Annotated in this window: 28 protein-coding genes and 2 tRNA genes; 14 read left to right on the plus strand and 16 right to left on the minus strand. The window is 56.9% G+C overall.

All coding sequences use genetic code 11. The features are described 5' to 3' along the window. Positions 1-67: 67 nt before the first annotated feature. A tRNA-Leu gene (locus MCM46_10665) sits at positions 68-156 on the minus strand. Between the two features lie 108 nt (positions 157-264). On the opposite strand from MCM46_10665, the gene MCM46_10670 reads away from it, so the two are divergent. From MCM46_10670 to MCM46_10690, 5 genes are all read left to right on the plus strand, one after another. Further along, positions 265-708, plus strand: coding sequence for an outer membrane protein assembly factor BamE (locus MCM46_10670; GenBank protein ID MCG3112269.1), 444 nt, complete (start codon positions 265-267; stop codon positions 706-708). 41 nt (positions 709-749) lie between these two features. Beyond that, complete coding sequence (locus MCM46_10675; protein ID MCG3112270.1) at positions 750-1,400, plus strand: hypothetical protein; 651 nt, start codon at positions 750-752, stop codon at positions 1,398-1,400. 121 nt (positions 1,401-1,521) lie between these two features. Beyond that, positions 1,522-1,833 (plus strand): MTH1187 family thiamine-binding protein, encoded by a 312-nt coding sequence (locus MCM46_10680; protein ID MCG3112271.1) that lies wholly within the window; start codon positions 1,522-1,524, stop codon positions 1,831-1,833. A 140-nt stretch (positions 1,834-1,973) separates the two neighbouring features. Next, positions 1,974-2,049 (plus strand) — tRNA-Asn (locus tag MCM46_10685). Between the two features lie 490 nt (positions 2,050-2,539). Continuing rightward, complete coding sequence (locus MCM46_10690) at positions 2,540-2,839, plus strand: helix-turn-helix domain-containing protein (protein ID MCG3112272.1); 300 nt, start codon at positions 2,540-2,542, stop codon at positions 2,837-2,839. An 824-nt stretch (positions 2,840-3,663) separates the two neighbouring features. On the opposite strand, the gene MCM46_10695 is transcribed toward MCM46_10690, so the two are convergent. Further along, positions 3,664-4,692 carry a hypothetical protein gene (locus MCM46_10695; protein MCG3112273.1) on the minus strand — a complete coding sequence of 343 codons (1,029 nt, stop codon included), beginning with the start codon at positions 4,690-4,692 and terminating at the stop codon, positions 3,664-3,666. Between the two features lie 368 nt (positions 4,693-5,060). On the opposite strand from MCM46_10695, the gene MCM46_10700 reads away from it, so the two are divergent. Beyond that, the gene (locus tag MCM46_10700) at positions 5,061-5,615 is read left to right on the plus strand and encodes a peroxiredoxin (GenBank protein ID MCG3112274.1); all 555 of its coding nucleotides are present in this window, start codon (positions 5,061-5,063) and stop codon (positions 5,613-5,615) included. Between the two features lie 43 nt (positions 5,616-5,658). Next, positions 5,659-6,129, plus strand: coding sequence for a PH domain-containing protein (locus tag MCM46_10705; protein ID MCG3112275.1), 471 nt, complete (start codon positions 5,659-5,661; stop codon positions 6,127-6,129). Positions 6,130-6,137: 8 nt separating this feature from the next. Here MCM46_10705 and MCM46_10710 read toward each other — a convergent pair whose 3' ends face one another. Further along, the gene (locus MCM46_10710) at positions 6,138-6,560 is read right to left on the minus strand and encodes a hypothetical protein (GenBank protein MCG3112276.1); all 423 of its coding nucleotides are present in this window, start codon (positions 6,558-6,560) and stop codon (positions 6,138-6,140) included. 186 nt (positions 6,561-6,746) lie between these two features. On the opposite strand from MCM46_10710, the gene MCM46_10715 reads away from it, so the two are divergent. From MCM46_10715 to MCM46_10725, 3 genes are read left to right on the plus strand one after another with little or no spacing between them, the layout of a single operon-like run. Then, positions 6,747-6,992, plus strand: coding sequence for a BolA family transcriptional regulator (locus MCM46_10715; GenBank protein ID MCG3112277.1), 246 nt, complete (start codon positions 6,747-6,749; stop codon positions 6,990-6,992). Positions 6,993-7,048: 56 nt separating this feature from the next. Beyond that, on the plus strand, positions 7,049-7,375 hold the full coding sequence (locus MCM46_10720; GenBank protein MCG3112278.1) for a glutaredoxin: 327 nt from the start codon (positions 7,049-7,051) through the stop codon (positions 7,373-7,375). Positions 7,376-7,423: 48 nt separating this feature from the next. Continuing rightward, positions 7,424-8,230, plus strand: a complete 807-nt coding sequence (locus MCM46_10725; protein ID MCG3112279.1) for an SAM-dependent chlorinase/fluorinase — start codon at positions 7,424-7,426, stop codon at positions 8,228-8,230. Here the strand turns inward: MCM46_10725 and MCM46_10730 are convergent. Further along, positions 8,227-8,880, minus strand: coding sequence for a hypothetical protein (locus tag MCM46_10730; GenBank protein MCG3112280.1), 654 nt, complete (start codon positions 8,878-8,880; stop codon positions 8,227-8,229). The two genes, MCM46_10725 and MCM46_10730, sit on opposite strands and share 4 nt — an antisense overlap. A gap of 150 nt (positions 8,881-9,030) precedes the next feature. Between MCM46_10730 and MCM46_10735 the strand changes: the two genes are divergently transcribed. Continuing rightward, positions 9,031-9,483, plus strand: coding sequence for a hypothetical protein (locus MCM46_10735; protein MCG3112281.1), 453 nt, complete (start codon positions 9,031-9,033; stop codon positions 9,481-9,483). Here the strand turns inward: MCM46_10735 and MCM46_10740 are convergent. After that, on the minus strand, positions 9,417-10,403 hold the full coding sequence (locus MCM46_10740; protein ID MCG3112282.1) for a TIGR01212 family radical SAM protein: 987 nt from the start codon (positions 10,401-10,403) through the stop codon (positions 9,417-9,419). The genes MCM46_10735 and MCM46_10740 overlap by 67 nt on opposite strands. Before the next feature lie 76 nt (positions 10,404-10,479). On the opposite strand from MCM46_10740, the gene MCM46_10745 reads away from it, so the two are divergent. The 3 genes from MCM46_10745 (at position 10,480) to MCM46_10755 (ending at position 12,677) form a co-directional block, all read left to right on the plus strand. Then, entirely contained in the window at positions 10,480-11,238 is a 759-nt protein-coding gene (locus MCM46_10745) for an ABC transporter ATP-binding protein (GenBank protein ID MCG3112283.1), read from the plus strand. Beyond that, complete coding sequence (locus MCM46_10750; protein ID MCG3112284.1) at positions 11,235-12,029, plus strand: ABC transporter permease; 795 nt, start codon at positions 11,235-11,237, stop codon at positions 12,027-12,029. Before MCM46_10745 ends, MCM46_10750 begins: the two co-directional genes overlap by 4 nt. A gap of 156 nt (positions 12,030-12,185) precedes the next feature. Continuing rightward, on the plus strand, positions 12,186-12,677 hold the full coding sequence (locus MCM46_10755; protein MCG3112285.1) for an Hsp20/alpha crystallin family protein: 492 nt from the start codon (positions 12,186-12,188) through the stop codon (positions 12,675-12,677). 64 nt (positions 12,678-12,741) lie between these two features. Here the strand turns inward: MCM46_10755 and MCM46_10760 are convergent, their stop codons facing one another. From MCM46_10760 to MCM46_10810, 11 genes are all read right to left on the minus strand, one after another. Further along, positions 12,742-13,233 carry a hypothetical protein gene (locus MCM46_10760; protein MCG3112286.1) on the minus strand — a complete coding sequence of 164 codons (492 nt, stop codon included), beginning with the start codon at positions 13,231-13,233 and terminating at the stop codon, positions 12,742-12,744. A gap of 60 nt (positions 13,234-13,293) precedes the next feature. After that, complete coding sequence (locus MCM46_10765; protein ID MCG3112287.1) at positions 13,294-13,776, minus strand: glutathione peroxidase; 483 nt, start codon at positions 13,774-13,776, stop codon at positions 13,294-13,296. Positions 13,777-13,898: 122 nt separating this feature from the next. Then, positions 13,899-14,516, minus strand: coding sequence for a hypothetical protein (locus MCM46_10770; protein MCG3112288.1), 618 nt, complete (start codon positions 14,514-14,516; stop codon positions 13,899-13,901). A 116-nt stretch (positions 14,517-14,632) separates the two neighbouring features. Continuing rightward, positions 14,633-15,232: a hypothetical protein gene (locus MCM46_10775; GenBank protein ID MCG3112289.1), complete on the minus strand. Its 600-nt coding sequence runs from the start codon at positions 15,230-15,232 to the stop codon at positions 14,633-14,635. Further along, the gene (locus MCM46_10780) at positions 15,229-16,398 is read right to left on the minus strand and encodes an acyl-CoA dehydrogenase family protein (GenBank protein ID MCG3112290.1); all 1,170 of its coding nucleotides are present in this window, start codon (positions 16,396-16,398) and stop codon (positions 15,229-15,231) included. Before MCM46_10780 ends, MCM46_10775 begins: the two co-directional genes overlap by 4 nt. A 49-nt stretch (positions 16,399-16,447) precedes the next feature. After that, the gene (locus MCM46_10785; GenBank protein MCG3112291.1) at positions 16,448-18,157 is read right to left on the minus strand and encodes an HAD-IIB family hydrolase; all 1,710 of its coding nucleotides are present in this window, start codon (positions 18,155-18,157) and stop codon (positions 16,448-16,450) included. Positions 18,158-18,264: 107 nt separating this feature from the next. Further along, the gene (locus tag MCM46_10790) at positions 18,265-18,468 is read right to left on the minus strand and encodes a LapA family protein (GenBank protein ID MCG3112292.1); all 204 of its coding nucleotides are present in this window, start codon (positions 18,466-18,468) and stop codon (positions 18,265-18,267) included. Between the two features lie 166 nt (positions 18,469-18,634). Then, the gene (sugE, locus tag MCM46_10795) at positions 18,635-18,955 is read right to left on the minus strand and encodes a quaternary ammonium compound efflux SMR transporter SugE (protein MCG3112293.1); all 321 of its coding nucleotides are present in this window, start codon (positions 18,953-18,955) and stop codon (positions 18,635-18,637) included. An 81-nt stretch (positions 18,956-19,036) separates the two neighbouring features. After that, the gene (locus tag MCM46_10800) at positions 19,037-20,092 is read right to left on the minus strand and encodes an endonuclease/exonuclease/phosphatase family protein (GenBank protein ID MCG3112294.1); all 1,056 of its coding nucleotides are present in this window, start codon (positions 20,090-20,092) and stop codon (positions 19,037-19,039) included. A 238-nt stretch (positions 20,093-20,330) separates the two neighbouring features. After that, entirely contained in the window at positions 20,331-20,957 is a 627-nt protein-coding gene (locus MCM46_10805) for a hypothetical protein (GenBank protein ID MCG3112295.1), read from the minus strand. Between the two features lie 55 nt (positions 20,958-21,012). Beyond that, the gene (locus tag MCM46_10810) at positions 21,013-21,963 is read right to left on the minus strand and encodes an NmrA/HSCARG family protein (protein ID MCG3112296.1); all 951 of its coding nucleotides are present in this window, start codon (positions 21,961-21,963) and stop codon (positions 21,013-21,015) included. Positions 21,964-22,158 lie beyond the last annotated feature (195 nt).

Consider the following 22,158-nt stretch of genomic DNA (forward strand, 5'->3'; position numbering starts at 1 on the left):
TTTGCAAGGGGGAAAGGGGAGGGATACAGACCATTTCTAAAAGAATTCAATTTACGAAGAGATTTCCTGGTGCCGGAGGCCGGAATCGAACCGGCACGCCCCTTGCGGAGCGAGGGATTTTAAGTCCCTTGCGTCTACCAATTCCGCCACTCCGGCGTTACAGCGCGGAAAAACCACTTCCTTGTAACACGTTTTGATTTCCTTCGTCAAGAATGAGGCCTCTTTCCAAGAGGTGGATCCTTCCTGAAGGGAGCCACATTTTGGTTGAAAAAGAATCGAGATCGGGATAAAATTCCTTTCATGAACGGCGAGACAAAATGGAGTCAGGTCCGATTGATCAGACGCGGAGCATGGGCCCTCGTCGGCCTGATACTGCTTGGGGCCGTCGGCTGCGGCGGGCCCTCCTACAAATTTTACAAGGCGACCTGGTTCGGCAAGTTGAAACCGGGGATGTCGCGGGAGGCGGTCACGGAGCTGATCGGCACGCCCGCCGAAATCGCCCGCCGCCAAACGGGAGATGAGCTCAGAGAAGTCTGGGTCTATCACGTCAAGAATCTCAATCCCCAAAACCATCTCTACCCGACCATCCGCCTTCTTGTCTTCAGCAACGGGACGATGGTCGCTTTGGACCCCACCAATCCTTATTCTCCCGATCTGGTCCCTCGGACGGTCTCCACCTCCGAAGGGACGCCGGCTGCGGCTCCCTGACACTTTTCAGAACGACCCTCCTTCCGCCTGGAATCGACCCCGTGGTAAAAAAAATAAAAAAGAAAATTCAGAAGGGCCCCAAAGCGACTTATGCCGTTCCGCTGGTGATAGCCCTCACCGCCCTCCACGGTCCCCGTCGGGAGGGAAAAGATTTCCGCCATCTGCTCGAAGGGGCCGACGCCATTCGAAGCGCCCTTCAACTCCATCTGGAGCAGACGCTGATCCTGGCCGACCGGCCTCTTTCGCTGGCCGAGTATCTTTCATGGGGGTTCAAATCGCGCCCGGCGCGGCTGGCGGAGATGTTCTCAAATTCAGGCGTCCTTCCGATGGGACTTGCCGCCGATAATGATCTGGAGGGAGCGCCCCAACTCGGCATTCTTCCGATGATTGCGCTGGTCCAGGACCGGGCGCTGGAGGATTTTTCGGAGCGGCTTTCCGAAGAGCTCAGTGAAGTCGGCCGGGTCGCCTTCCAGAACGCCATCTATCCTGCCTTGGGTCTGATCCCCGGCTACGATCTTCTGCTCTACGCCCCTCCCTCCCCCGCGCAGGGATTGAACCACGCCATCGATGGGCTGAATGCCTCTCTCAAGGACGCGTTCGAGCAGGCGGCGGTTCCCTTCCCCGGACCGTTCCCATCGATCCCGGAGTCGGCCCTCGCATCGATTCCGCTGAAAGAACCCTGCACGAAATAAATCGCTGCATGGTCATGTAAAGTGCCGTCTAGATTTTCGCCGACGATTTCTCCTAAAATAAAAAGATGACCCTTGCGGACGCGACTCAGGCGCAAGCGGTTTTAATAAAAGGAGGATGAAAATGGCGCTTTTAGAAATCAGCATCGTTCCGATCGGAACCGACACCCCCAGCATCGGCGACTACGTCGCCGAGGTGGTCAAAGTCTGCGATCAGCATGGGCTTAAATACAATTTAACCGACATGGGAACGATCATCGAGGGGGATGCCGATACGATTTTCTCCGCGGCCAAGATGCTCCACGAAATTCCATTTAACCGCGGCATCTCCCGGGTCCTCACGCATCTGACGATCGACGACCGGCGGGACAAAGCGATTCATCTCGAAGATGAGGTGAAGGCGGTCCAGGATCGGCTCGCTCAAAAAGCCGCTTGAGCCGCGCGATTGGGGAACGGGAAAAGAAGATTTGTTGAGGAAGAAAGCGGGCTCTTCAAGCGGGCTCATCCGCTCAAAGAGATTGACTTTCTGCCTAGGTGCGGATAAAATACACCCCGCTTTCCTTATTTTTCCTTTATTCCCCAGTAGCTCAGCTGGCAGAGCAGACGGCTGTTAACCGTCGGGTCGCTGGTTCGAATCCGGCCTGGGGAGCCAGTTATAATAAAGAGCCGTTGGAGCGACCCCAACGGCTCTTTTGTTTTTGACTTCAGAATATATTCCGCTTTCCCGTCAAGCTTGTCGATATACATCGTGTCGATTCTATTCTGATAGCGTGTGTGCTCCGCCTAGAACTTGACGATATGTCCCAGATATGAGACATTATATGGATGAAAGCCGCTCTATTTCACCCCAAGGTCAGGGATGTTTTGCGGAGATTTCCCGAAGAGGTGCGGCGAGAGCTTGGTAAGGTGATCTTTGATCTCCAGAAAGGGGCGAAGCTGTCGATGCCGCTTTCGAAGCCGATCCCCTCCGTAGGGCCGGGAGTGGAAGAGCTAAGGATCAAGGATCGTACAGGCGCTTTCAGAGTTTTCTACCTCGCTCGAAGAGCAGATGCCGTGTTGATCTTTCATGTTTTTCAAAAGAAAACTCAAAAAACACCTCAGAAGGAAATCGAGTTAGGACGAAAAAGATTAGAGGAGATGTCATGAAAAAAACGAAGGCCATTATTACTAAAGATGCGTTTGAACTTGCTCAAGCTTTAGGACTCTCAACCGCTCACGGCCTTGAGATCCAAATTCGGAGCGACCTGAACGATAAAATTATCGAGGTTGTCGAAAAAAAGGGATTGACCCATGCCCAAGTCGCAAAGCTTGCGGGCACTTCCAGATCTCGTATCACGGCCGTTATGAATCGCAATACGAAGGACATTTCGACCGATCTGATGCTTCGTATTATTGCATCGCTGGGTGTTCAGGCAAAGATCGTGTTTCACAGGGCGGCCTAATCGTAATCCAATTCAAGCGGCGGGGCAGGTCTAGCGATTTGAGATTAATCCCTCTTCGATTCGACGAAGAATCCGATCCAGCTTCGGACTCTCAGATCGGAGTCGCTACAGACGCTTCGCCCCTGACTGACCGCAGAATCGTCCAGAGCAAATCGCTCGGCCAATGCTTTGAGCGACATCCTCCTCTCTCTCCCCAAATAAAATAAGACGCCCCTCGCTGGATTCGATCGGGGCTCGGTTTTATTCAAGCTCAGGTGAAGCCTCCAGAACGCTCGCCCGGATTTCCTCAAAACCCGGACTCACTTTAAGGTGTTTCCGATCAGCAATCTCTCGCGGTAATGTGATAGAGGGCGCCGGGGTAAATAAGCCGCAGGGGACGCGCCATGTTCTCTCTCCAAAATGGATCTCCAAGATATCAGATGGAAATATAAAACAAAGATGGCGTGAGTAAAAATGTAAGGAGAGCCACAGAAGCAGTGGAGACGCATGTGGTAAAAACGATGAAGCGGCAAGAGCATTGCGATATCGCTGCCGCATCATACCGGCACAACTGGAAGTCAAGATCCTCACCGCGATGTTCATACATCGAAGGGGCACCCTCCGGTCGCATCAAGCGTCTTTTGATACCCAATTAACCGAGCCGCGGCCTCGCGAGCGGCCCAGATTGAAAAACGGACAATTTTCCGGAAGAGTCATCGACCTTATTTTACGAACAGAACGCGTTGCTCTGGAACCGTCCGCTGAGGCGGAGGAGGTGTTAAATCGGGGGAAGACCATCAATTCAGTAAAAGTCGAAAGTAAAGCGACGACCCCTTGTGCGCGATTTAAATGCTTCTCGAGTATCCGCAGAAGGAGCACCGCCAGGCTTTCTCCGTCTGGTACCAATCCATTTTCTCACGGCAGGCCGGGCAGGTCTTTTTTTTGCCCGAGGGCTGGTTATTGGACGGCGATAATCCCTTTTTTGATTTCTGGATTTCGTTGGAAGACTGAGGTGACAAAGGGACGGCAAGGGGCGGAGATGGATCGAAAATCGGCTTCGAAGCGGGAGTGGGTTTAGGCGCATTCGGATGCTCACTTTTCTTTTCGCTCTTACCCCGAACTTCGTCCGTTCTTGATTCTTCGTATGCGCAGCTATAACACTGCCACATTTCATCCTTCGTGAGGAAACTCATTCGACCCCCGCACATAGGGCATTTTTTCTCCCATTCCGTATCCTTCGGCGCAGAAGACTCACCGGTTTCGTTTTTCTGCTCGCCGCCTTCCTTTTCCTCTTCCTCGCCGGGAAGATCGCTTTTATGAAGAGAAGCCCCGAGCGGGACGGGCTGAGCGGCCGCGCTTTCAGAAGTAACTTCCTCAACCTTTTTTTTGATATAGGTTATCTCCGCCCCGAGATCGGCGAAGAGTTCCTCCACGGCCCTCTCGACGAGTTCCATTTCCGTTTCCCGCGCCACCATCTCGTTGAGAATCCTTTTTTCTTCACCCTCAAGCCGCCCTATTTTTTCGCGGAGTCTCGATATCTCGTCTTTAATCTCCAGCGATTTGGCCTTCATGACCTTAAACTCGTCGCGCCAGCCGGGGAGGGCGGACATCAAGCTCTTCTCGAGCGGTTTAAGCTCCTCAAGCTGAATGTTGACGGCCTTAACGATCTCTTGCCGGCTTAGCTTCGAAGTCGTCGACAACGCTTTGATCGCGGCGTGATAACGCTGGTTCTCCTCCGGAATGATTTCCTCGAACGACTCCACAAGTTCGCGGAATTTTCCGAATATTGTATTCTCACCTTCGATTATTTTTTTTACTTCATTGCGGAGAAGATCGATTTTGAATGACAGCTCTTCGTTCCCCTCCGATTTCACAAAGAGATCGGCGGCGATTCGGTAAAGGGTTTCGCTCCTGTTTTTTTTCTCAACGCCCATTTATTTCCTCCTTGAAAAGCCTACCTGATTCATCATTCATATCGTTTCCACCCGTACTGGAGGTATTTGAGACAACTCGAGTTTCGGCTTCACAACGGGAATAACGTATCAGCAATGTATTTGAGTATGTATTATAATTTGGAGCGATTATAGATAGAATTTTAGCTTATTCAATGAGGGTGTCAAATCACATCGACCCCTTTCGGGCGCCGAAGCGGAGGAACGGGGCTTTTTTGTTTCATTCCCCCTTCCTTACTTCCCTTTTTCTCACCTATTATGCTAACCTTGAGGCCGGGAGGGACATTCCGATGAAAAAACTGATGGTCCATGTAAGTCTGTTGATCGTCGTCGCCGTTCTCGTCATCAGCGAGACCCGGTCGGTCTTTGCCGAACCGGTTTTTGCCGTCCGGGAGGGGGAGCCCGCCCCTGATTTCACCTTGCCCGATCAGGAAGGAAAGCCGGTCACCCTCTCCGCGTTGCGCGGCAAATGGGTGGTCCTTTATTTTTATCCGAAAGACGACACCCCCGGCTGCACCAAAGAGGCCTGTTCCTTCCGGGACAATATCGTCGCCATTCAACATCTCAACGCCACAGTCCTCGGGGTCAGTGTCGATTCGGTCGCCTCGCACAAGAAATTTTCCGACAAACACAACCTCAACTTTCAAATTCTGGCCGACGATCAATTCAAGGTGACCCGGCAATACGGCCCCCTCACCCGTTTTATGGGGATGACGATCGCGCGCCGCAGCACCGTCCTGATCGATCCGAAGGGAACCATCCGGAAGCTCTTCCCCTCCGTCGAGCCGGAAGATCATGCCCGGGAGATCCATCAGGTGCTCAAAACATTGCAAGCCGGCGGTTGAACCTCCGGCACTTTTCCCCTTCTCACCTCCTTCGGAGATCCAAATGAATGCCGACGGAATGACCTCTCGCAATTTTCCCACGGAGGAAGATCGGCGCGTCATTTGGGAGGGGCGGCCTTCTTGGGGTGAATATATCTTCCTCTGGTTCTTCGCCCTGATCTCGGCGATCCGAGCCCTTTTTATTTTCTTCCTGCCGATGGGGGACCCCGGCACCGGGGCGATTTATGGGCTCGGCGCCGGTCTCTTCATCTGGCTCGCCCTTTTTCTTCGCCGCACCAGCCGCTATGCCGTCACCCGGGCCGCCGTTCACCGCGCGGCCGGATTTCTCGGTCGAGACGAAAAGATCATCCCTCTGCAAAAAATCGCCGCCGTCGGGGCGGAGCAAGGCCCGCTCGATCGCCTCTTCGGGATCGGGATCGTCGTCCTCAATTTAAAAGGGGGAGAACCGGCCGAGCGGTTGCGGGGCATCCGCGACCCGGAGGTGGTCTGCAGAAAGATTGAAGCCCTTCTTTAAAACAGTCTTCAGAAAGTAATCGTGACCTGGGCGGGGAGTGTTTCCGGCGCCGGCGGGGGGGTGGAAAGGTGCCGGGCATATTCTTCATAAAGCTTGTTCACCCGGCGGCCGTGAACATAGTCATGATGCCGAAAGCCGCCACCGAACGTGGCGGGGATGTGCAGAAGCTCATGGATGAGGGTCTTCGTTTTTTCCACCTCAGAGAGACGATCATAATTTTCCGACACCAGCTCGATCACATAATGCGCCGGAAGGGCCAGGCCGGTCTGCATCGCTTTCGGGAGGGCATGGCAGCGGGCCAGAATCCTTCGGCTCCGCGATCCTCGGCTTCGGATCGTCCGGACCCGCTTCGGATCGAGGTGGTCCCATTCGAAGAAGGCGATGATGCGGGCGACCTCCTTATCGATGTCCGGTTCCGGAACATATTCCATAGCGGTTTTCCCCCCAGGCGGTTGAGACGTTCGGACGCCGGCGCGACCGGGCCCTCGTCTATATAAATCAACCTCGATCCGCTGTCAAGCGTCTCCTTCTTTCCACTTTAAGATCGGCATAAAATGAGGTATAATCTCCTTTCTGTGAGGAATTCTTCACACAGCCGATGTACGGAGTCGAAACAGATGATCAGTCAGGAAATGTTGATTAGCTACATCAAAAAAGCGATGCCGGATGCCCTGGTCACGGTGGTTGACCGGACCGGCACCATGGACCACTATCGCCTTCAGATCATCTCCGAAGCCTTCCGGGGGAAAAACCTCCTCGACCGTCAACGCTTCGTCTACCAGGCGCTGGATGAGCCGATGAAGGATGGACGGATCCATGCTTTGGAGATTAAATCATACACGCACGAAGAGGCCCCTGCGTAGCGCTTTCGGGCGATTGATGAGGTCATTCATAAACAGAATCAGAGGAGAAATGAACGATGAGCAATCCCATTGAGGAAGAAATCAAGAAGGAAGTGGCAGACAATAAGATCGTGATCTACGGGAAAGGCACCAAGGCAATGCCGATGTGCGGTTTTACGATGGAGACCATTCAGTTCTTCAACAAATACGGCTTTCCTTTTGAAGTGGTCGATGTGTTAAGAAACATGGAAAAGCGGGAAACCCTCTCCAAGATGACCAACTGGCCGACCCTCCCGAAGGTCTTCATCGGCGGAGAATTTTACGGCGATACCGACATCCTCGATGAGATGGCGAAAAAGGGGGAGATCGAACCGCTTCTGAAAAAGGTGTTCGGAAAAGAATAACGGCTCCTCTTTATTCATCCTTCTTCACCTCATCCCGATCTTTCACGCATGCTCGTTCATCTGATTGCCGATTACGGCCACGGAGATCTCGCCTTTGCGGAGGTGGCGCAGCGGATCAAGCGCCACCTCCCGGACGCGGAGATCGTATTGACCCCCGTTCCCCCCTTCTCGACGCTGGCGGCCGGGTTCTGCGCGGCGCAGCTGGGGTTAAACGATCCCCCCGCCGGCACCCTCATTTTCCATAACGTCGCACCCCGGATGGATGACAAACGGGTCCGCGCCGGCAATGCCGGAGAGCGGTTGGCATTTGCCCGTTTGATCACCGGGGTTCGTGTCGTCGGCGTGAACGCAGGGTACGCCTTCTCGTTCGTTCGGGGCGCTTCGGAGGAGCTTCGGTGGGTCTCCGTTCCGGCGGAGGGCTCCCAGTTCCGTTCGCGGGATCTCTTCCCGGAGGCGGTCGCAGAGATCGCGCAGGGCCATGCCGCCATCCTGGCGGAGAAAATCCCGCCGGATCAAATTCTGGAAATACCGAAAAATCGGATCGCCTACATCGACGGCTACGGCAATTTGAAGACGACCCTCGACCGGGAGAGCCTCCCTTTTCCGTCCGGGGCTTCTGTCGAAATTAGAATCGGAAAGCATCGCCACAAGGCCGTGGCGGTTCCCGCCAGCTTTGAGGTTTCGATCGGAGAGATGGCGCTCGCCCCCGGCAGCAGCGGCTGGCGGGAAGGGAGCGGGAAAGAGCTCCGTTGGATGGAGCTCTTTCTCCGCGGTGGGAGTGCTTGGGAAGCTTTTGGAAAGCCGCCGGTCGGCGCCTTGATCGAGATGAACGCAAAGGCGCCCCGTTCGGACTAGAATACAAAACCGGCATTGGCTGAAATCGCCGTCTGATCGACAATGCGAAACTCGACCCCGACCTGGAAATTCCCGCCGAGCCTCGCCAGAGCGCCCAAGAAGAACCCGAAGGCATCATCTTCTGAAGCGCCCCCTTCCACATCGAGGGCCGACCAGGCCACCCCGCCGTAAGGGATCACCGCTTGTTTTGAACCGCGGCTGTCGAGGAAAGCGCCCAAAGCGGCGTCGTATTCGGCCCAGCCGAGCCGGATCGCCTCGTCCTCGGCCCGGATGCGCGTTGTCTGGAAGACCGTGCCGATCTTTAAGTTGATATCGGAGATCTCCGCCCAGGTGGTCTTAAATCCGACGCCGAAAGCGGGTCCGAAGTCGGTATCGACCCCCCCTCCCTCGAAATCACCGACCCCGAGCCGGACGATCAGATCGACCCGTTCGGTCAATCCGACCTCTCCTTTTGCAAAGGCCTGCGTGCTTTCCACCTCACCGCCGCCGGTGAGATCCCGATCGGTGAGAAGGTTCAACTCGGCGCTGATGACCGACTTGTTGGCGCCGGCGGTCGCCCCCGGCACGCCGATCATCGCCGCAGAGAGCGAAGTCGCCATTGTTGCAATGAAAATAGTGACCAAAAGGAACATGAACTGGAATCGCTTCATCCTATACCTCCGTTCGATGGTTGATTGCGTCGTGTGAAAGTGAGATAAAAAAAACTTAGCATATTAAAATCGGACGATGCAAGACCATGGTTCAGCTTGAGGTTGATTCCGGCCCGCAATCGATGTATTCTAAGGCCGCATGAGGACCCGATGACCGCTTTTCTATACAAACAATCGCTCCTCTTTTTTCTCCTCCTGATTCTTGCCGCCTGCCGGTCGGGGCCGTCTTACGATCATCTCCCCATTCCGGACCGAAGGCTCAACCTCTTGGGTCTGGAGATGATCGCAACGCAGCATCTGGATGCCCACCCCGACCATTTCGATAAATTTTCCAAGATCCTCACCGAAGCCGACAACGTCCTTCAAACCGATTCCACCAAAACACAGGCCGGGGTCGTCTCCTGGATCCGGCGCGCGATGAAGCGGGAGGGGATCGAAGAATCGGCGCCGGTCTTTCTCTTCTTGCAGAGTGTTTATCTAAAGGGATGGGAGGGGGCCTACTTCAGTCGTATCGATGAGGGGGAGCGGGAGTATCTCTATGATTTGATGGGGGCCGTCATGGGGGGGATGCACCGCTGCACCTGCGCCGGATCGCACCACTGAGGCGCTCGGAAGAGAATCCCCTGGCAGGTTCCGCGCCGGGCGAACTCCGCCTCGATCATCTCCAGGATCTCCCCTTTATGTTTTCCCCATCGGGGGGCGAGAATATCTTCTCCGTCGAGCTCCCCCATCAACCTTTCAATGACAAGCCGCTCCGGCAGGCGCTCCAGCGCATCACAGACCAGTTGAATATAATCGGAAAGGGTCAGGAGCGAGAGCGCTCCCCGTCGATAGGCCTGCGCCAGCGGAGCCTGTTTCGGAATATAAAGATGGGTCAGCTTGACGGCGTCGATCGGCAGGGGCGCAACCCGTTCGATCGTCGCCAGCATCATTCCGCGATTCTCCCCCGGCAATCCCAGAATCAGATGGGTTGAAAGATAGAGACCTCTTTTCTTGATCCGCGCGACCGCGTCGACGAAATCGGCGAAGGTGTGGCCCCGGTTCACCCGCCGAAGGGTCTCATCGTGGATCGACTGGAGCCCGACCTCTAAAAAGAGCGCCGTTCTCTTCTGAAGGTCGCTGAGCAGATCGAGGACCGGCTCCGGGAGGGAGTCGGGACGGGTCGCGATCGCCAGGCCGACCACGTCGGGATGAGAAAGCGCCTCATCGTAGAGCGCCGCCAGGCGGTCGACCGGGGCGTCGGTGTTGGTGAACGCCTGAAAGTAGGCGATGAACTTCTCCCCGCCGAACCGCCGCTTTCGGTAGACGGCGATCCCTTCTTCCACCTGTTCGCGAATCGATTTCAAGGGCCCGCCGCTGTTGGGGCTGAAGCTGGCGTTGCTGCAAAAGGTGCAGCCGCCGAAGGCGACCCGTCCGTCCCGGTTGGGACAGGTGAAGCCGGCGTCGAGCGGCAGCTTGTACACCTTCCAGGGAAAGCGCTCTTTCAGCGCGCGGCTGTAGGCGTTGTAGTAGTAGCGTGGCATGTGTCGCCCTCGTGGAGTGTGTTATAGTAAAGAAGGATCGCGTCGAAGACAACAAAAAAGAACGTAGAATCGGTTCATGGGTTATCCGGTCGTCGAAGTCAGCCGCCTCGTCAAAGCGTTCAACGGGTTCGTCGCCGTCAACGACCTCTCCTTCTCGATCGAAACGGGGGAGATCCTCGGTCTGCTCGGGCCGAACGGCGCGGGCAAAACCACCCTCATCCAGATGCTCCTCGGCCTCATCACGCCGACCGCGGGCGAGATCCGCATCCTTGGGCTCGATCTCAGGCGGCATCGAGAGGAGATCCTCTCCCAGGTCAATTTCTCTTCGACATATGTCTCTTTGCCGACGTCGCTGACAGTCCGTGAAAACCTGACCGTCTTCGCCAAGCTCTACGGCATCCGAAAGCCGGAGCGCCGGATCGACGAGCTTCTTGAGATCTTCGAGATCAAACGGCTCAAGAAGACCCTCACCCGCCATCTCTCCTCGGGCCAGTTGACGCGCCTCTCGCTGGCCAAAGCACTGCTCAATCATCCGAAGGTCCTCTTCCTGGATGAGCCGACCGCGAGCCTCGATCCCGATATCGCCGACAAGACCCGGCGGCTGCTGAAATCGATCCGGGATCAAAGCCGGCTGACCCTTCTCTATACCTCTCACAACATGAAAGAGATGGAAGAGATCTCCGACCGGATTCTCTTTTTGCATCAAGGGCGCATCCTCGCGAGCGGGACGCCCGCCGAGATCGTGCGGCGCTTCGCGGAGAAAAACCTGGAAGATGTTTTCCTCAAGGTGGCGCGGGGGAGCCACCTGCCGGAGCGGCCGGAGATCGCGCCATGAAGCTCCATCGGGTGACGGCGATCATCCAGCGGCATCTTTATCTCTACCAGCGAAGCCTTCCCCGAATGACGGAGGTTTTTTTCTGGCCGTTGATCGATCTCCTCCTCTGGGGGTTCGTCACCCTTTATCTCCAGCGCTTTCAGGAAAACCTTCCGAAGTTCGTCACCTTTTTCCTGGGGGCCTTGATCCTCTGGGATATCCTTTATCGGGCGCAGCAGGGGATCTCCGTCTCGTTTCTGGAAGAGGTCTGGTCGAAAAATCTTCTGAACCTCTTCGTCACCCCGATGCGGCCGAGCGAGTTTCTGGCGGCGTTGATGTCGATCAGCGTCTTGAAGCTCCTGACCGCGGGACTCGCGAGCGCCTTCCTGGCGTGGTTTCTCTATTCCTTTAACGTCTTCGTCCTCGGCGTCTCGCTCATTCCCTTCGTCCTCAACCTTGCCGTCATGGGATGGTCGATCGGGATCATCACGATGGCGTCGATCCTCCGCTACGGCCAGGAGGCGGAGGTGATGGCGTGGGGGCTCGCCTTTCTTGTCCAGCCGATCTCCGCCGTTTTTTATCCGGTCTCCGTCATGCCGGCCTGGGTTCAGCCGATCGCCTGGATGATGCCGTCGTCTCACGTCTTCGAAGGGATGCGGGCGGTGGTAGAAACCGGCGCTTTTCCGGTCGAGGCGCTGGTGAAGGCGGTTATCCTGAATCTCCTCTATCTCTTTTTGGCCCTCTCCTTCTTCTATCGAAATTTGAGGATCGTTAAAGAAAAAGGGCTCTTGCTCAGGAGCGGAACCGAGTAGGATTAAATTCCGCAATCATTCGTTCATCAGGTTGAGTCTATCCGCGCCGTCTATCTCTTCTTATGTAAGGACGCCCACGGAATCCTCTTTTTCATTGGTGGTACTCTCACATTCATTATCGATCCAAAGAAACCAAATCAAACGAGGAGGTGTTCTATGGCTACAGGACAACAAGTGGCGCCCCGGCAGCAGCAGCGATCGCGCGCGGTCAGTCAATGGAGCCCGCGGACCGAGATGGAGCGGGTCTTTCAGGATTTCTTCAGAGATTTTAGAGATCTTGCTTCATGGAATCCGCAGTCGATGCTTTCATTGGCCTCGGCTTTTCCGACGGTCGAAATGGTTGAAGAGAAGGATAAGTATATCGTGAAGGTCGACACCCCCGGCATGGAGAAGGAGGATATCCGCATCTCGATTACCGACAATACCCTTCAGCTCAGAGGAGAGGTCAGGCAAGAAGAAGAGAAAGAGGATCGGAACTTTATTTACAGCGAACGGATCTACGGGGCTTTCTCCCGCGACATCCCCCTCCCTTCGGCGGTGAATGCGGATCAGGTCCGCGCCACGGTGAAAAACGGCGTCTTAACGATCGAGTTGCCCAAGTCGAAGGAAGCGATGCCGAAAGAGATCAAGGTCGAATCTCAGAAATGAGGAGCTCCGGCGGCGATTGGGTCTCTCGCGAAGGCCCAATCGCTATTGGGAGAGAAGGAGATGCTTACGGGGAGAGAATCCCTTTGGCCATCTGAATCGCCTCGGACGGCTCCTTCGCGATAAAGACCAGCTTCGGCTTCAGCGCTTTGAAGAAGCGCTTTCCCTCTTCGTTCTCGGTCAGGAGGATCACCGGCGTGTTCGCTTTCAGCGCGAGCGCGACTTCGGAAGCGGTCCCGGTTCCCAGGCCGCAGGCGATGATCAGGTCGCTGGTGAGAACGTTGATATTGTTTCGCGCGCTCCCCATGTCGGTGATGATCGGAATGTCGACGGCGGCGGAAATCATGCTCCGATCCCGCGCCGGAAGGATCCCGATCGTCAGGCCGCCGGCCTCCTTCGCCCCGCGGCTGGCGGCGTCCATCACCCCGGCGTTTCGGCCCCCGCTTAAAACAACCCATCCTTCCAGGGCAATGAGCCGGCCGAGCTCAAAAGCGTTCCGAATGTGGTCTTCCCGCGCCCGCTCTCCCGGCCCCATCACCCCGATGATGATTTTTCTCATGTCCGGTTTAGCCTGTCCTGCAACCCTAATAGCAGCTCCATCCCGGTTGTCCTCTCCCGATTAAAGAAGCGTCTCGACCGTTTTCTCGATTGACTCCGGCTTCGTCGCCGGCGCGAAGCGCTCGATCGGCTTTCCCTCCTTGTCGATCAGGAACTTGGTGAAGTTCCATTTGATCGGCTCGGTGCCGAGGAGACCAGGAAGGGACTTTTTGAGGTAATCAAAAAGGGGATGGGCCTGATCGCCGTTGACATCGACCTTGGCGAACATCGGGAAGGTCACGCCGTAGTTTTTCTTGCAGAACGCCGCGATCTCCGTCTCGCTCCCCGGTTCTTGTTTTCCGAACTGGTTGCAGGGGAAACCGAGGACCGCAAAGCCCCGGTCTTGATATTTTTTGTGAAGCGCCTCGAGCCCCGCGTATTGCGGGGTGTAGCCGCACGCGCTGGCGGTATTGACGATCAGAAGCGCTTTCCCCTTGTAATTATCGAGCGGGATTTCCTCGCCGGTGATCGCGCGGGCCTTGAATTCATGGACGGACGCTGCCATTCGATCTTCTCCTTTTTCATGCGACGGTTTTCGACGCCGGCCCTCTTGAAGGCGATTTCAAGAGGGCGGGTTCGCCTTTGTGTATAAGCCAATTCGTGAAAGGAGTCAATCGCAGGTCTTTCTCACGACGGGGGGGGCTCAGGGGAAGGGGGCTGCTCTTTGACCAACCGGGGCGGTTTTTCCTCGAAGCGATAGGTGAGCGTTCGAGGACACTCGACGTCCGGGTGGGTCGGACTGTAGAGGCCGGACGGATTTCTTTTGAAGAGCCACATCCGTAAATTATAGTGAACCATCTCTTTCGGCATCAACGGGTGTAGTCCCTCCATCGGCCCATCGAGCGGCTGCTCGAAGAGCGTGGGGGGCTCGCTGACCCCCATCGCCACCGGAATCAGCCACTCCGCCGCAACCAACCGGAGCGCTTCTCCCTTCGGCTCGTAAATCAGGATCGGCGGGTAATCGGGGTTGGCCACCGTGCTCATCAGGCTGGTATTGAGAAAGCGGATCCCGACGCCGCCGGAGGGATACTCGATGCATCCGACCATCGAGAGATACCCGTCGCGGACCGCCACAATCGGATCTTTATATTTTTCGAGCGCGGCACGCATCTTTGCAAGTTCGGTCGGAAGGGGCTGAGTGGCCTGGTTCTTCTTCTCCCCGGAGGAGGCGCACCCGACGACGATCAGAAGGGAGAGGAAAAGAATCGGCCATCGCATAAAATCGAGAAGACGTTGCCGGCTCATGGGAAACTCTTCATTGAGGATTGGTAAAGGGGTGAACGCGATTGCGGGCGAACCCGCAGCGCTCTACGATTACTATACCAAGACCGATGCGCTTGGGAATGTCATCTTCATTACATTCACCGTGACTTTCCAAACCGCTTTTCGAGGACGAGGTGGGTCGGAAAATAGACAAGGACCGGGAGAAAAAGCATCAACAGGGCGAGATAAAGGATCGGCGGCATCCATGTCTGCGGCTCGCTTCCGGGGCCGAAGACCCAGTTGATGTTCTTAGAGGGATCGGTGAAGAAGTAGGAGACCGGTAGGACGATCCAGGCCAGCAGCGTTTGCGCGAGAAAAGCGCGGCGATCGTAGCCGAGGCGCGCGACCATCCAGACGAGGAGGATCGGAAGGAAGAGGTGAAAAAGCGACAGCCCCCGCAGGTAGCGCGGTTTGGACGAATCGAACATGTAGCCGGCGAGACCGATCGGCTCGGCGCCGGTAAGGAGCCGGGCGAAGAAATCGATATTCCACGTCAGCTCCAAAAGGAGAACCCCCACCGCCATCGTGCCGGCGAGGAACCGGCTTTCCAGCCAAAGGGCGGCGACGGCGGTCAGCAGGGCGATGTCCGAGAACCAGAGGAAGTTGGCCGGGCCGTAATGCGCCCAGTAGACCGGCACCAGAACGATCACAAAGAGGGTGGTTGCGATCTTGATCCAAACCGGAATGATGCGTTTCACGTAAACGCCGACAACCCCGTGATCTGCTCCCCTAAAATCAGGGTATGGATATCGTGCGTCCCCTCATATGTGTAGACCGACTCCAGATTGCAGAGGTGCCGCGCGATCTGGTGCTCATACATGATGCCGTTGGCGCCGAGGATGTCGCGGGCGACCCGCGCGATCTGAAGGGCATGAAACACATTGTTCCGCTTTCCCATCGAGATCTGGACGTGGCTCAACCGGCCTTGATCTTTGAGCCGCCCGAGACGAAGGGCGAGCGGCTGCATTTTGGTGATCTCGGTCAGCATCTCGACCAGCTTTTGCTGGACAAGTTGGTAGCCAGCGATCGGGCGGGTGAACTGGACCCGCTCCTTGGCGTAGGTCAACGCCCGATCGTAACAGGCCATCGCGGCGCCGATCGCCCCCCAGGCGATCCCATATCGGGCTTGATTCAGGCAGCGGAGGGTCGATTTGATCCCGTCGGTTCCCGGAAGGAGATTCACCTCCGGAATGCGGACATCCTGGAGAACCAACTCGCCGGTGTCGGAGGCGCGAAGAGAAAATTTATCGGTCACCTTGTTTTGTCGGAAGCCGGGGGTTCCCTTCTCCACCAGAAAACCGCGGATGATCTCCCGGTCGTCCTTGGCCCAGATCAGCGCCACGTCGGCGATTGTCCCGTTGGTGATCCACATCTTGGTCCCGTTGAGAATATATTCGGCGCCGCGTTTTTCGGCGCGGGTGATCATCCCCTCTGGGTTCGAGCCGAAATCGGGCTCGGTCAGGCCGAAGCAGCCGATCGCCTCGCCCCGCGCCATCTTCGGGAGCCAGAAGTGCTTCTGCGCTTCCGATCCATACTCGGCGATCGGCCACATCACCAGGCCCGATTGAACCGAGACGAAACTCCGCAAGCCGGAATCGCCCCGTTCCAATTCCTGATTGATCAAGCCGTAGGCGACGCTGTTGAGTCCCGCGCAGCCGTATTTCGGATCGAGGTTGGCGCCGAGGAGCCCCATCGCCGCCATCTGCGGGACCAACGCCATTGGAAAGGTTCCCGCCTCATAGTGGGGGACGATGATCGGAAGCACCTGCGCTTCAACCCATCGCCGGACCTCGTCGCGGATCATCCGCTCTTCCGGTTTCAGCTCGTCATCCAGGTTGAGGAAATCGACCCCTTGAAAAGGCATCGCCTTCTCCTATCAAGAGAGTAATCGTCCATCGGTGAAGATCCCAGGATCAGGCGGGGTGGGTATAACGCGCCTCGATCTTCTCCCGGATGCGGGCGCGGCTCTCTTGGGCGGAAAGTTTTTCCGCTTCGATCCGCGCCGCTTCCTCGGCGAGAGGGTCATCTTTGATCGCCTCGCGGAACCAGCGGGAGTAATCCCCTTGCCGAAGATGATGCATCCAGGTCTCATCGTCCACGCCGTCCGCGAGTTGCATAAAAAGGGTTAGGTTCTGTGCGCGCAGGTTGAGCTTCCCATCCGGCCCTTGGAAGAAAAAACTTCGATCGGGAGGAAGCTCTCCCTCCGCGTATTTGCGGAGATGGCGCCGGCGCTCCATTCGGGGCGGAATGCTTCGAAACCAGAACGGCTCGCTTTTCGGCCGACGCGACCAGCCGATCGCCTCCCCCGGCTCCAGCGAGACGGAGGGGACCGACGGGGTGCGCTCGCTGAGCGTTGCACTGAAAGTGCGGATCGTCTCTTGCGGGGTCGACCCGATCGCAATGATGAGATCGACCGATGAGAGAACGGCGCGGGAAACTTGGTCAGGATGAACCGTGATCAGCAGAAATCCATAAAGCTCTTTCGGAACGGTCAGCAGGGCGGGGGCCCACGAAGCGGGGAGAAGATGATGGGTCTCGTCGATGACGATCCAATGCGGCCGGCCGGTCCGGGCCCGCAACTCCATCAATGCCGTGAGGAACCCCTCGAAGGTGGCGGGACGGCTCTCCATGGGAATACCGAGCAGATTAATCACCGCATTTTGGCCCGGCTTTTCGAGAAGCTGAATCGTTTCCTCCACCGTCGGCGCCCGCTGAGGGTTGCCGAGGACGACGGCTCCCTCGAAGTTCTGGTAATCTCCCTCCGGATCGATGATGCAAAATTGGTATCCCTGTTCCGAGAGCCGCTCCAGAAAACCGGTGGCAAAGGTCGACTTGCCCCCGCCCGATGTGCCGGCGAGGAGGACGCTCACCCCATACGGCTTCAGACGAACGGTCTCTCCTCCTTCGCGCTGGCCGAGAGGGATCTCATGCCGTGTCAGCCGCGGCTCCAGATCGGCCAGATCGGCGGCCAGGAGATGGTCGATCAGCTCGGTCACCCCGGCGCCGCGGCTTCCCCGGGTGACCCAGTCGGCCTGCTCTTTCAACGACGGGAGGGCGTTCGCGACCGCCACGGAGGCCTCACAGAGATGGAGAAAGGCATGATCGTTCTCCGCATCGCCGACGCCGACGGCGTTGTGCGGCGAGAGACCGAGCTCTTCGAGGGCGGCGGCAAGTCCGGTCGCCTTGTTCACCCCGGAGGGGAGGACCATCACCGCCCCCTTGTTGAAGATCACCTGAAGCTCCAAACCCAGCTCGCGGATCGTTTCAAGGACCGCCGTCTCGTGCGGCGTCCAGGTTGCCACGATCACCCGTCCGACCGCGAGAGGGCCGACCCCGCGAGCGCGCAGGGTCTCGGCAAAGCGTTCCGGCGGCGCTTCGGCGAGGAGTTTGATCTCGCGGGTCGCCGGGCGATAAAGCAAGGCGCCGTTCTCGGCGACCACGCTTTCAAAGAGATCGACCTGCGGGAAGACCTGAAGGAGCTCGTCCAGCTCTCGGCCGGTGACGAGAATCAGCCGCCGGCCGGAGTTCCGCAATCGTTCCAGCGCCTCCAACGTCGCTTCGTCTACCCGGCCTTCCGTGGCGAGTGTTCCGTCGTAATCGGTCGCAAGTGCGTAATAGCGCATCCAGATCCTTTCTAGTGAAAATTGTAACGTATTTGTTCGTTTGAACGCCAGAGGGGCGCACCATCGCATCCCTTTTTAAATGAAAGACCGCCATGATCGGTCCGGGATTACCTCGGCCGCCCCCGGGAGAGGCTCCCGAGCGCCCATCCGACGATGATCCCGAGCGCGAAGATGATAAAGAACATCAGCGCGCGGGAGAGTGAAAAACTCCAGAGGAGGAACTGGAGGGTCACCGGTTCGACATTTTGAAGCACAAAGAGGATCACCAGAAAGAGAAGGGTGATTCCGATGAAAATTTTGATTTGTCTCACAGAGCAACGGCTCACTGAAGAGATTGGAAGCGATTTTCTCCCGATTGAATCCTGGACGGGAGGAAGTTGGGACGAGGGAACGGCCCGCTCCTCTTTTTTGTATATTCCATTTCAGGAGAGAAGTCAATTCTCCGCCGGGAAGCCCGGCGACGAGGATCGGCCGCTTTCAAGGGGAAGCGGTCAGCTTGAGTCCCAGAATCCCGGCGACGATCAGGATCAAGCTGACGATCCGGCCGATGTCGCGCGATTCCTCGAAGAGGAGGATGCCGATCAGCGCCGTGCCGGTGGCCCCGATCCCGGTCCAGACGGCATAACCCGTTCCGACCGGAATCGTTTTCAACGCTTGGGCGAGAAGGATGAAGCTAAAGGCCATCGCGATGACGGTCAAGACGCTTGGCCAGAGGCGGGTAAATCCCTCGGTAAACTTGAGCCCGACCGCCCAGGCCACTTCGAAAAGACCGGCGATAAAAAGATAAAACCAATCCATCGTGCATTTTCCTCCGGGATGATTGATTCGAGTTGCGATCTAAGGGGAGCTCCCCTTGTATAGTCGAATTTCTCGCCGGAGTCAATTTTGTTTGACCTTCCCGATTTTCTCCTCGGCTTCTTTTCGATCGCCCGGGCGGGGCCGCGGTTTTTCCTGCTCGTCGGCGGCCTCCGGCTCCAAGTTCAATGCGGCGAAGATCGGAAAGTGATCCGACCCGAAGTAAGGGAGCCGCTTCAACTCGATCAAGCGAAAATGCGGCGAGTGAAAGACATGATCGAGCGGCCATCTCATGAATGGATACTTTGCATGAAAGGTGTTGAGGAATTTCCGCCCGATCCGCGGATCGAGGAGGCCGCTGATCTTCCGGAAGAGCCGGGTGGTCCGCGACCAGGCGACATCGTTGAGATCCCCCGCGACAATCACCGGCTTGTCCGATCCGCGCACCTCTTTTCCGACGATCAGCAACTCCACGTCCCGCTCCGTCGAGCGGGGATGCTGCGTCGGCGCCGGAGGGCGCGGGTGAAGACAGTGGAGCGCGATCTCCCGGCCCGACGGAAGCCGCACGCCGGTATGGATCGAGGGAACATCTTCTTGAACAAGGAATCGGACCTCCGGCCGGACCAGCTCCAGCCGCGAATAGAGGAGCATCCCATAGGTATTCTCGAGAGGGTGGTGGACCAAGGAAGGATGGCTCTTCTCCAATTGATCCAGTTCGCTCTGCCACCAGTGATTTGCCTCAAGGATGAGAATCAAATCGGGGTCGGCTTTCCGGATGATCTCCAGGAGCCGCGGCGCGTTCTTGTTGGGCATCCAGACGTTCGCGATCAGAAGGCGTAGCGACGATTCTTTGAAAGGACGCCGGCTCTCCGGGACTTGTTTCTTCCAGAGGGGTGTGTAGGGAAGCATCCGTCCGATTTGATAGAGGGTCGAAGCGGCGAGAAGGACGATAAAGAGCGTTTCCCAAACGGAGCCGGACTCCCAAACAAGTGGATAAAGGATCAACACGGCGACGGCAAAAAGGGTGATCTGCAGGCGCGGAAAATCGAAGATGCGAATCCACCAGACCTCCGTCCGCAGTAGGGGAAGGAGGGTCGCAAGGAGGGTGAAAGAGCCGATAAGGATGAAAAAAGCTTTCACGTAAAAACCTTCCTCTTGAAGGATGCGCCTGTTTTCCTGCGGCCGGAAGTGGTTTAGATTAGCTTATCCGAGTAGAGGGTGACTGCAACGGAGAGGGATGAGAGAAGGATGGACGATCCTCTCCCATTTTGATCAATCAGAATCGGTGCGGCATTTCAATGAGGGCCGGCCGCCCGATAAGCGGGCGGCCGGCCTGTACGAATAGGATCAGGGACGAAGCCACCGGTGGCTTCGTCCTTTAAGACGGAGCCGGTGTGACCGCAGGAGCGGTTGCATGAACCTGCGGCGGGATATTTTTAATCGGCGGAATGGTCTTCAGATAAGCGAAGATCGCTTTTAAATCTTCATCCGTGAAATTTCGGTAGACCGGCCAAGGCATCGGCGGGAGGATGGGACGGCCGGTGTCTCGGTCTCTCCCGGTTCGGATCGCGGTCATAAACTCTTTCTCCGTCCAGGTACCGAGGCCGGATGGATCGGGCGTGAGGTTTTTGGCGTAGCTGATTCCCCACGGTCCGGCGAAGGCGGTGTTCGAGCCGGCGCCGATCCAGACCCAGGGACCTTCCAATTTGGGCGGCGGGGGCATGACCATTTTTTCCGGGTGACCCGAGAGCGCCCGGGACATATCCGGACCGGGGCCGCCCGATTTCATAATCCATGGCGTGTGACAGTCGTGGCAGCCGGATGTATTGACCAGGTACTCTCCGCGTTGGACCTGCTTGGATTGCGGCGAAGCCGGGTCTTTTGCGATACCCAGGCCGGTGTAAACCGTTCCGATGAACAGGGACGCCAGGAGCAAGAGGCCGATCCTCTTGCGATGCGTCTTGAATCCATTGACGAAATCCACTTTTCTGAAATATCTCTTCATCGTTCTCCTCCCTCCTGAGCGTTTGCTCGCATATTGAATTAGATCATCGTTTCCGTTACTCCAGCGGAATCCGGTTCTTCGCTTGTCCGAGCCACTGGTCGAACGTCTGCAACTCCGGGTTGAGGGCGCGAGAGACGGCGAGATTGCGCGCGGCGCAGAAGTCGTCGTTGAAATCGCGCTTGAACTGGAACATGTTGCCGAGATCGTCGGCGCCGGGGAAGCCGAAGCTGCGATAAACTTCCGGCGGCACATCGTTGTAGCGGACTTCCCGGCCGAGCGCTTTGGTCAGGGAAGCGGCCATCTGGGCGCCGGTCAAATGCTCGCCGGCGATGCCGACCGTTTTGCCGATGTACTCCCGGCCTTTCTTGAAGATGCCGAGGGCGCACTTGCCGATATCTTCGGCGGCGATCCCCGGGAGCTTCTTATCCCCCATCGGCATGGTGATCGCCAGTTTCCCGTCCGGCCCCTTCTTGGGTCCCATCCCGAAGTAGATCATGTTGTCCCAGTAAAACGACGTCAGCAGCAGCGTCGTCGGCGCGCCGGCCTGTCCGAAAACCTGATCGGCTTCCCCTTTGCCGTCGAAATGGGGGACTTTGTATTTGCCGTGGAGGGTCGGCATCCGGTTGTCCGAAAGCGGGACCCATTTGCGGGTGTCTTCGAGGGTCGACCAGATCACATGTTGAACGCCCGCCTGCTTCGCCGCCTTGGCCATGTTCTTGGCCTGGGCGACCTCTTTCTCGGCCGAAAAGTGTTCCCAGAAATTGGTGAGGCAGAATGCGCCGTAGGCGCCGTCGAACGCTTTCTTGACGCTTTCCACATCGTCGATATCGGCCGCGACGACCTCGACCCCCTGTTGCGCCAGCGCTTTCGCTTTATCGGAGTTGACGTTTCGGGTCAGGGCTCGCACTGCAAAGCCGCTCTCTTTATCATTCAAGATCGCGCGGACCAAGCCGCCCCCCTGTGCGCCGGTGGCGCCGACAACTGCGATGATCTTTTTATTGGCCATGATATCCTCCTCCATTTAGATTAAGAGACAAAATCAGCAATGATGCTGAACCATACAAGAGAATGCTTCCTTCGAAACTAAACTGAGTTATCTTAGTTCAGGAAAGGAAGGGATTGCAAACGAGTCAATTGTCGATACGCTCTTTGGTGCCGGTTTTGCCGGTAATAAATAGCAAAGCCCATACCAGGAGGACTG

The sequence above is a fragment of the Candidatus Manganitrophus morganii genome (assembly GCA_021651055.1).
In the GTDB taxonomy this organism is placed as follows: Bacteria; Nitrospirota; Nitrospiria; order SBBL01; family Manganitrophaceae; genus Manganitrophus; species Manganitrophus morganii.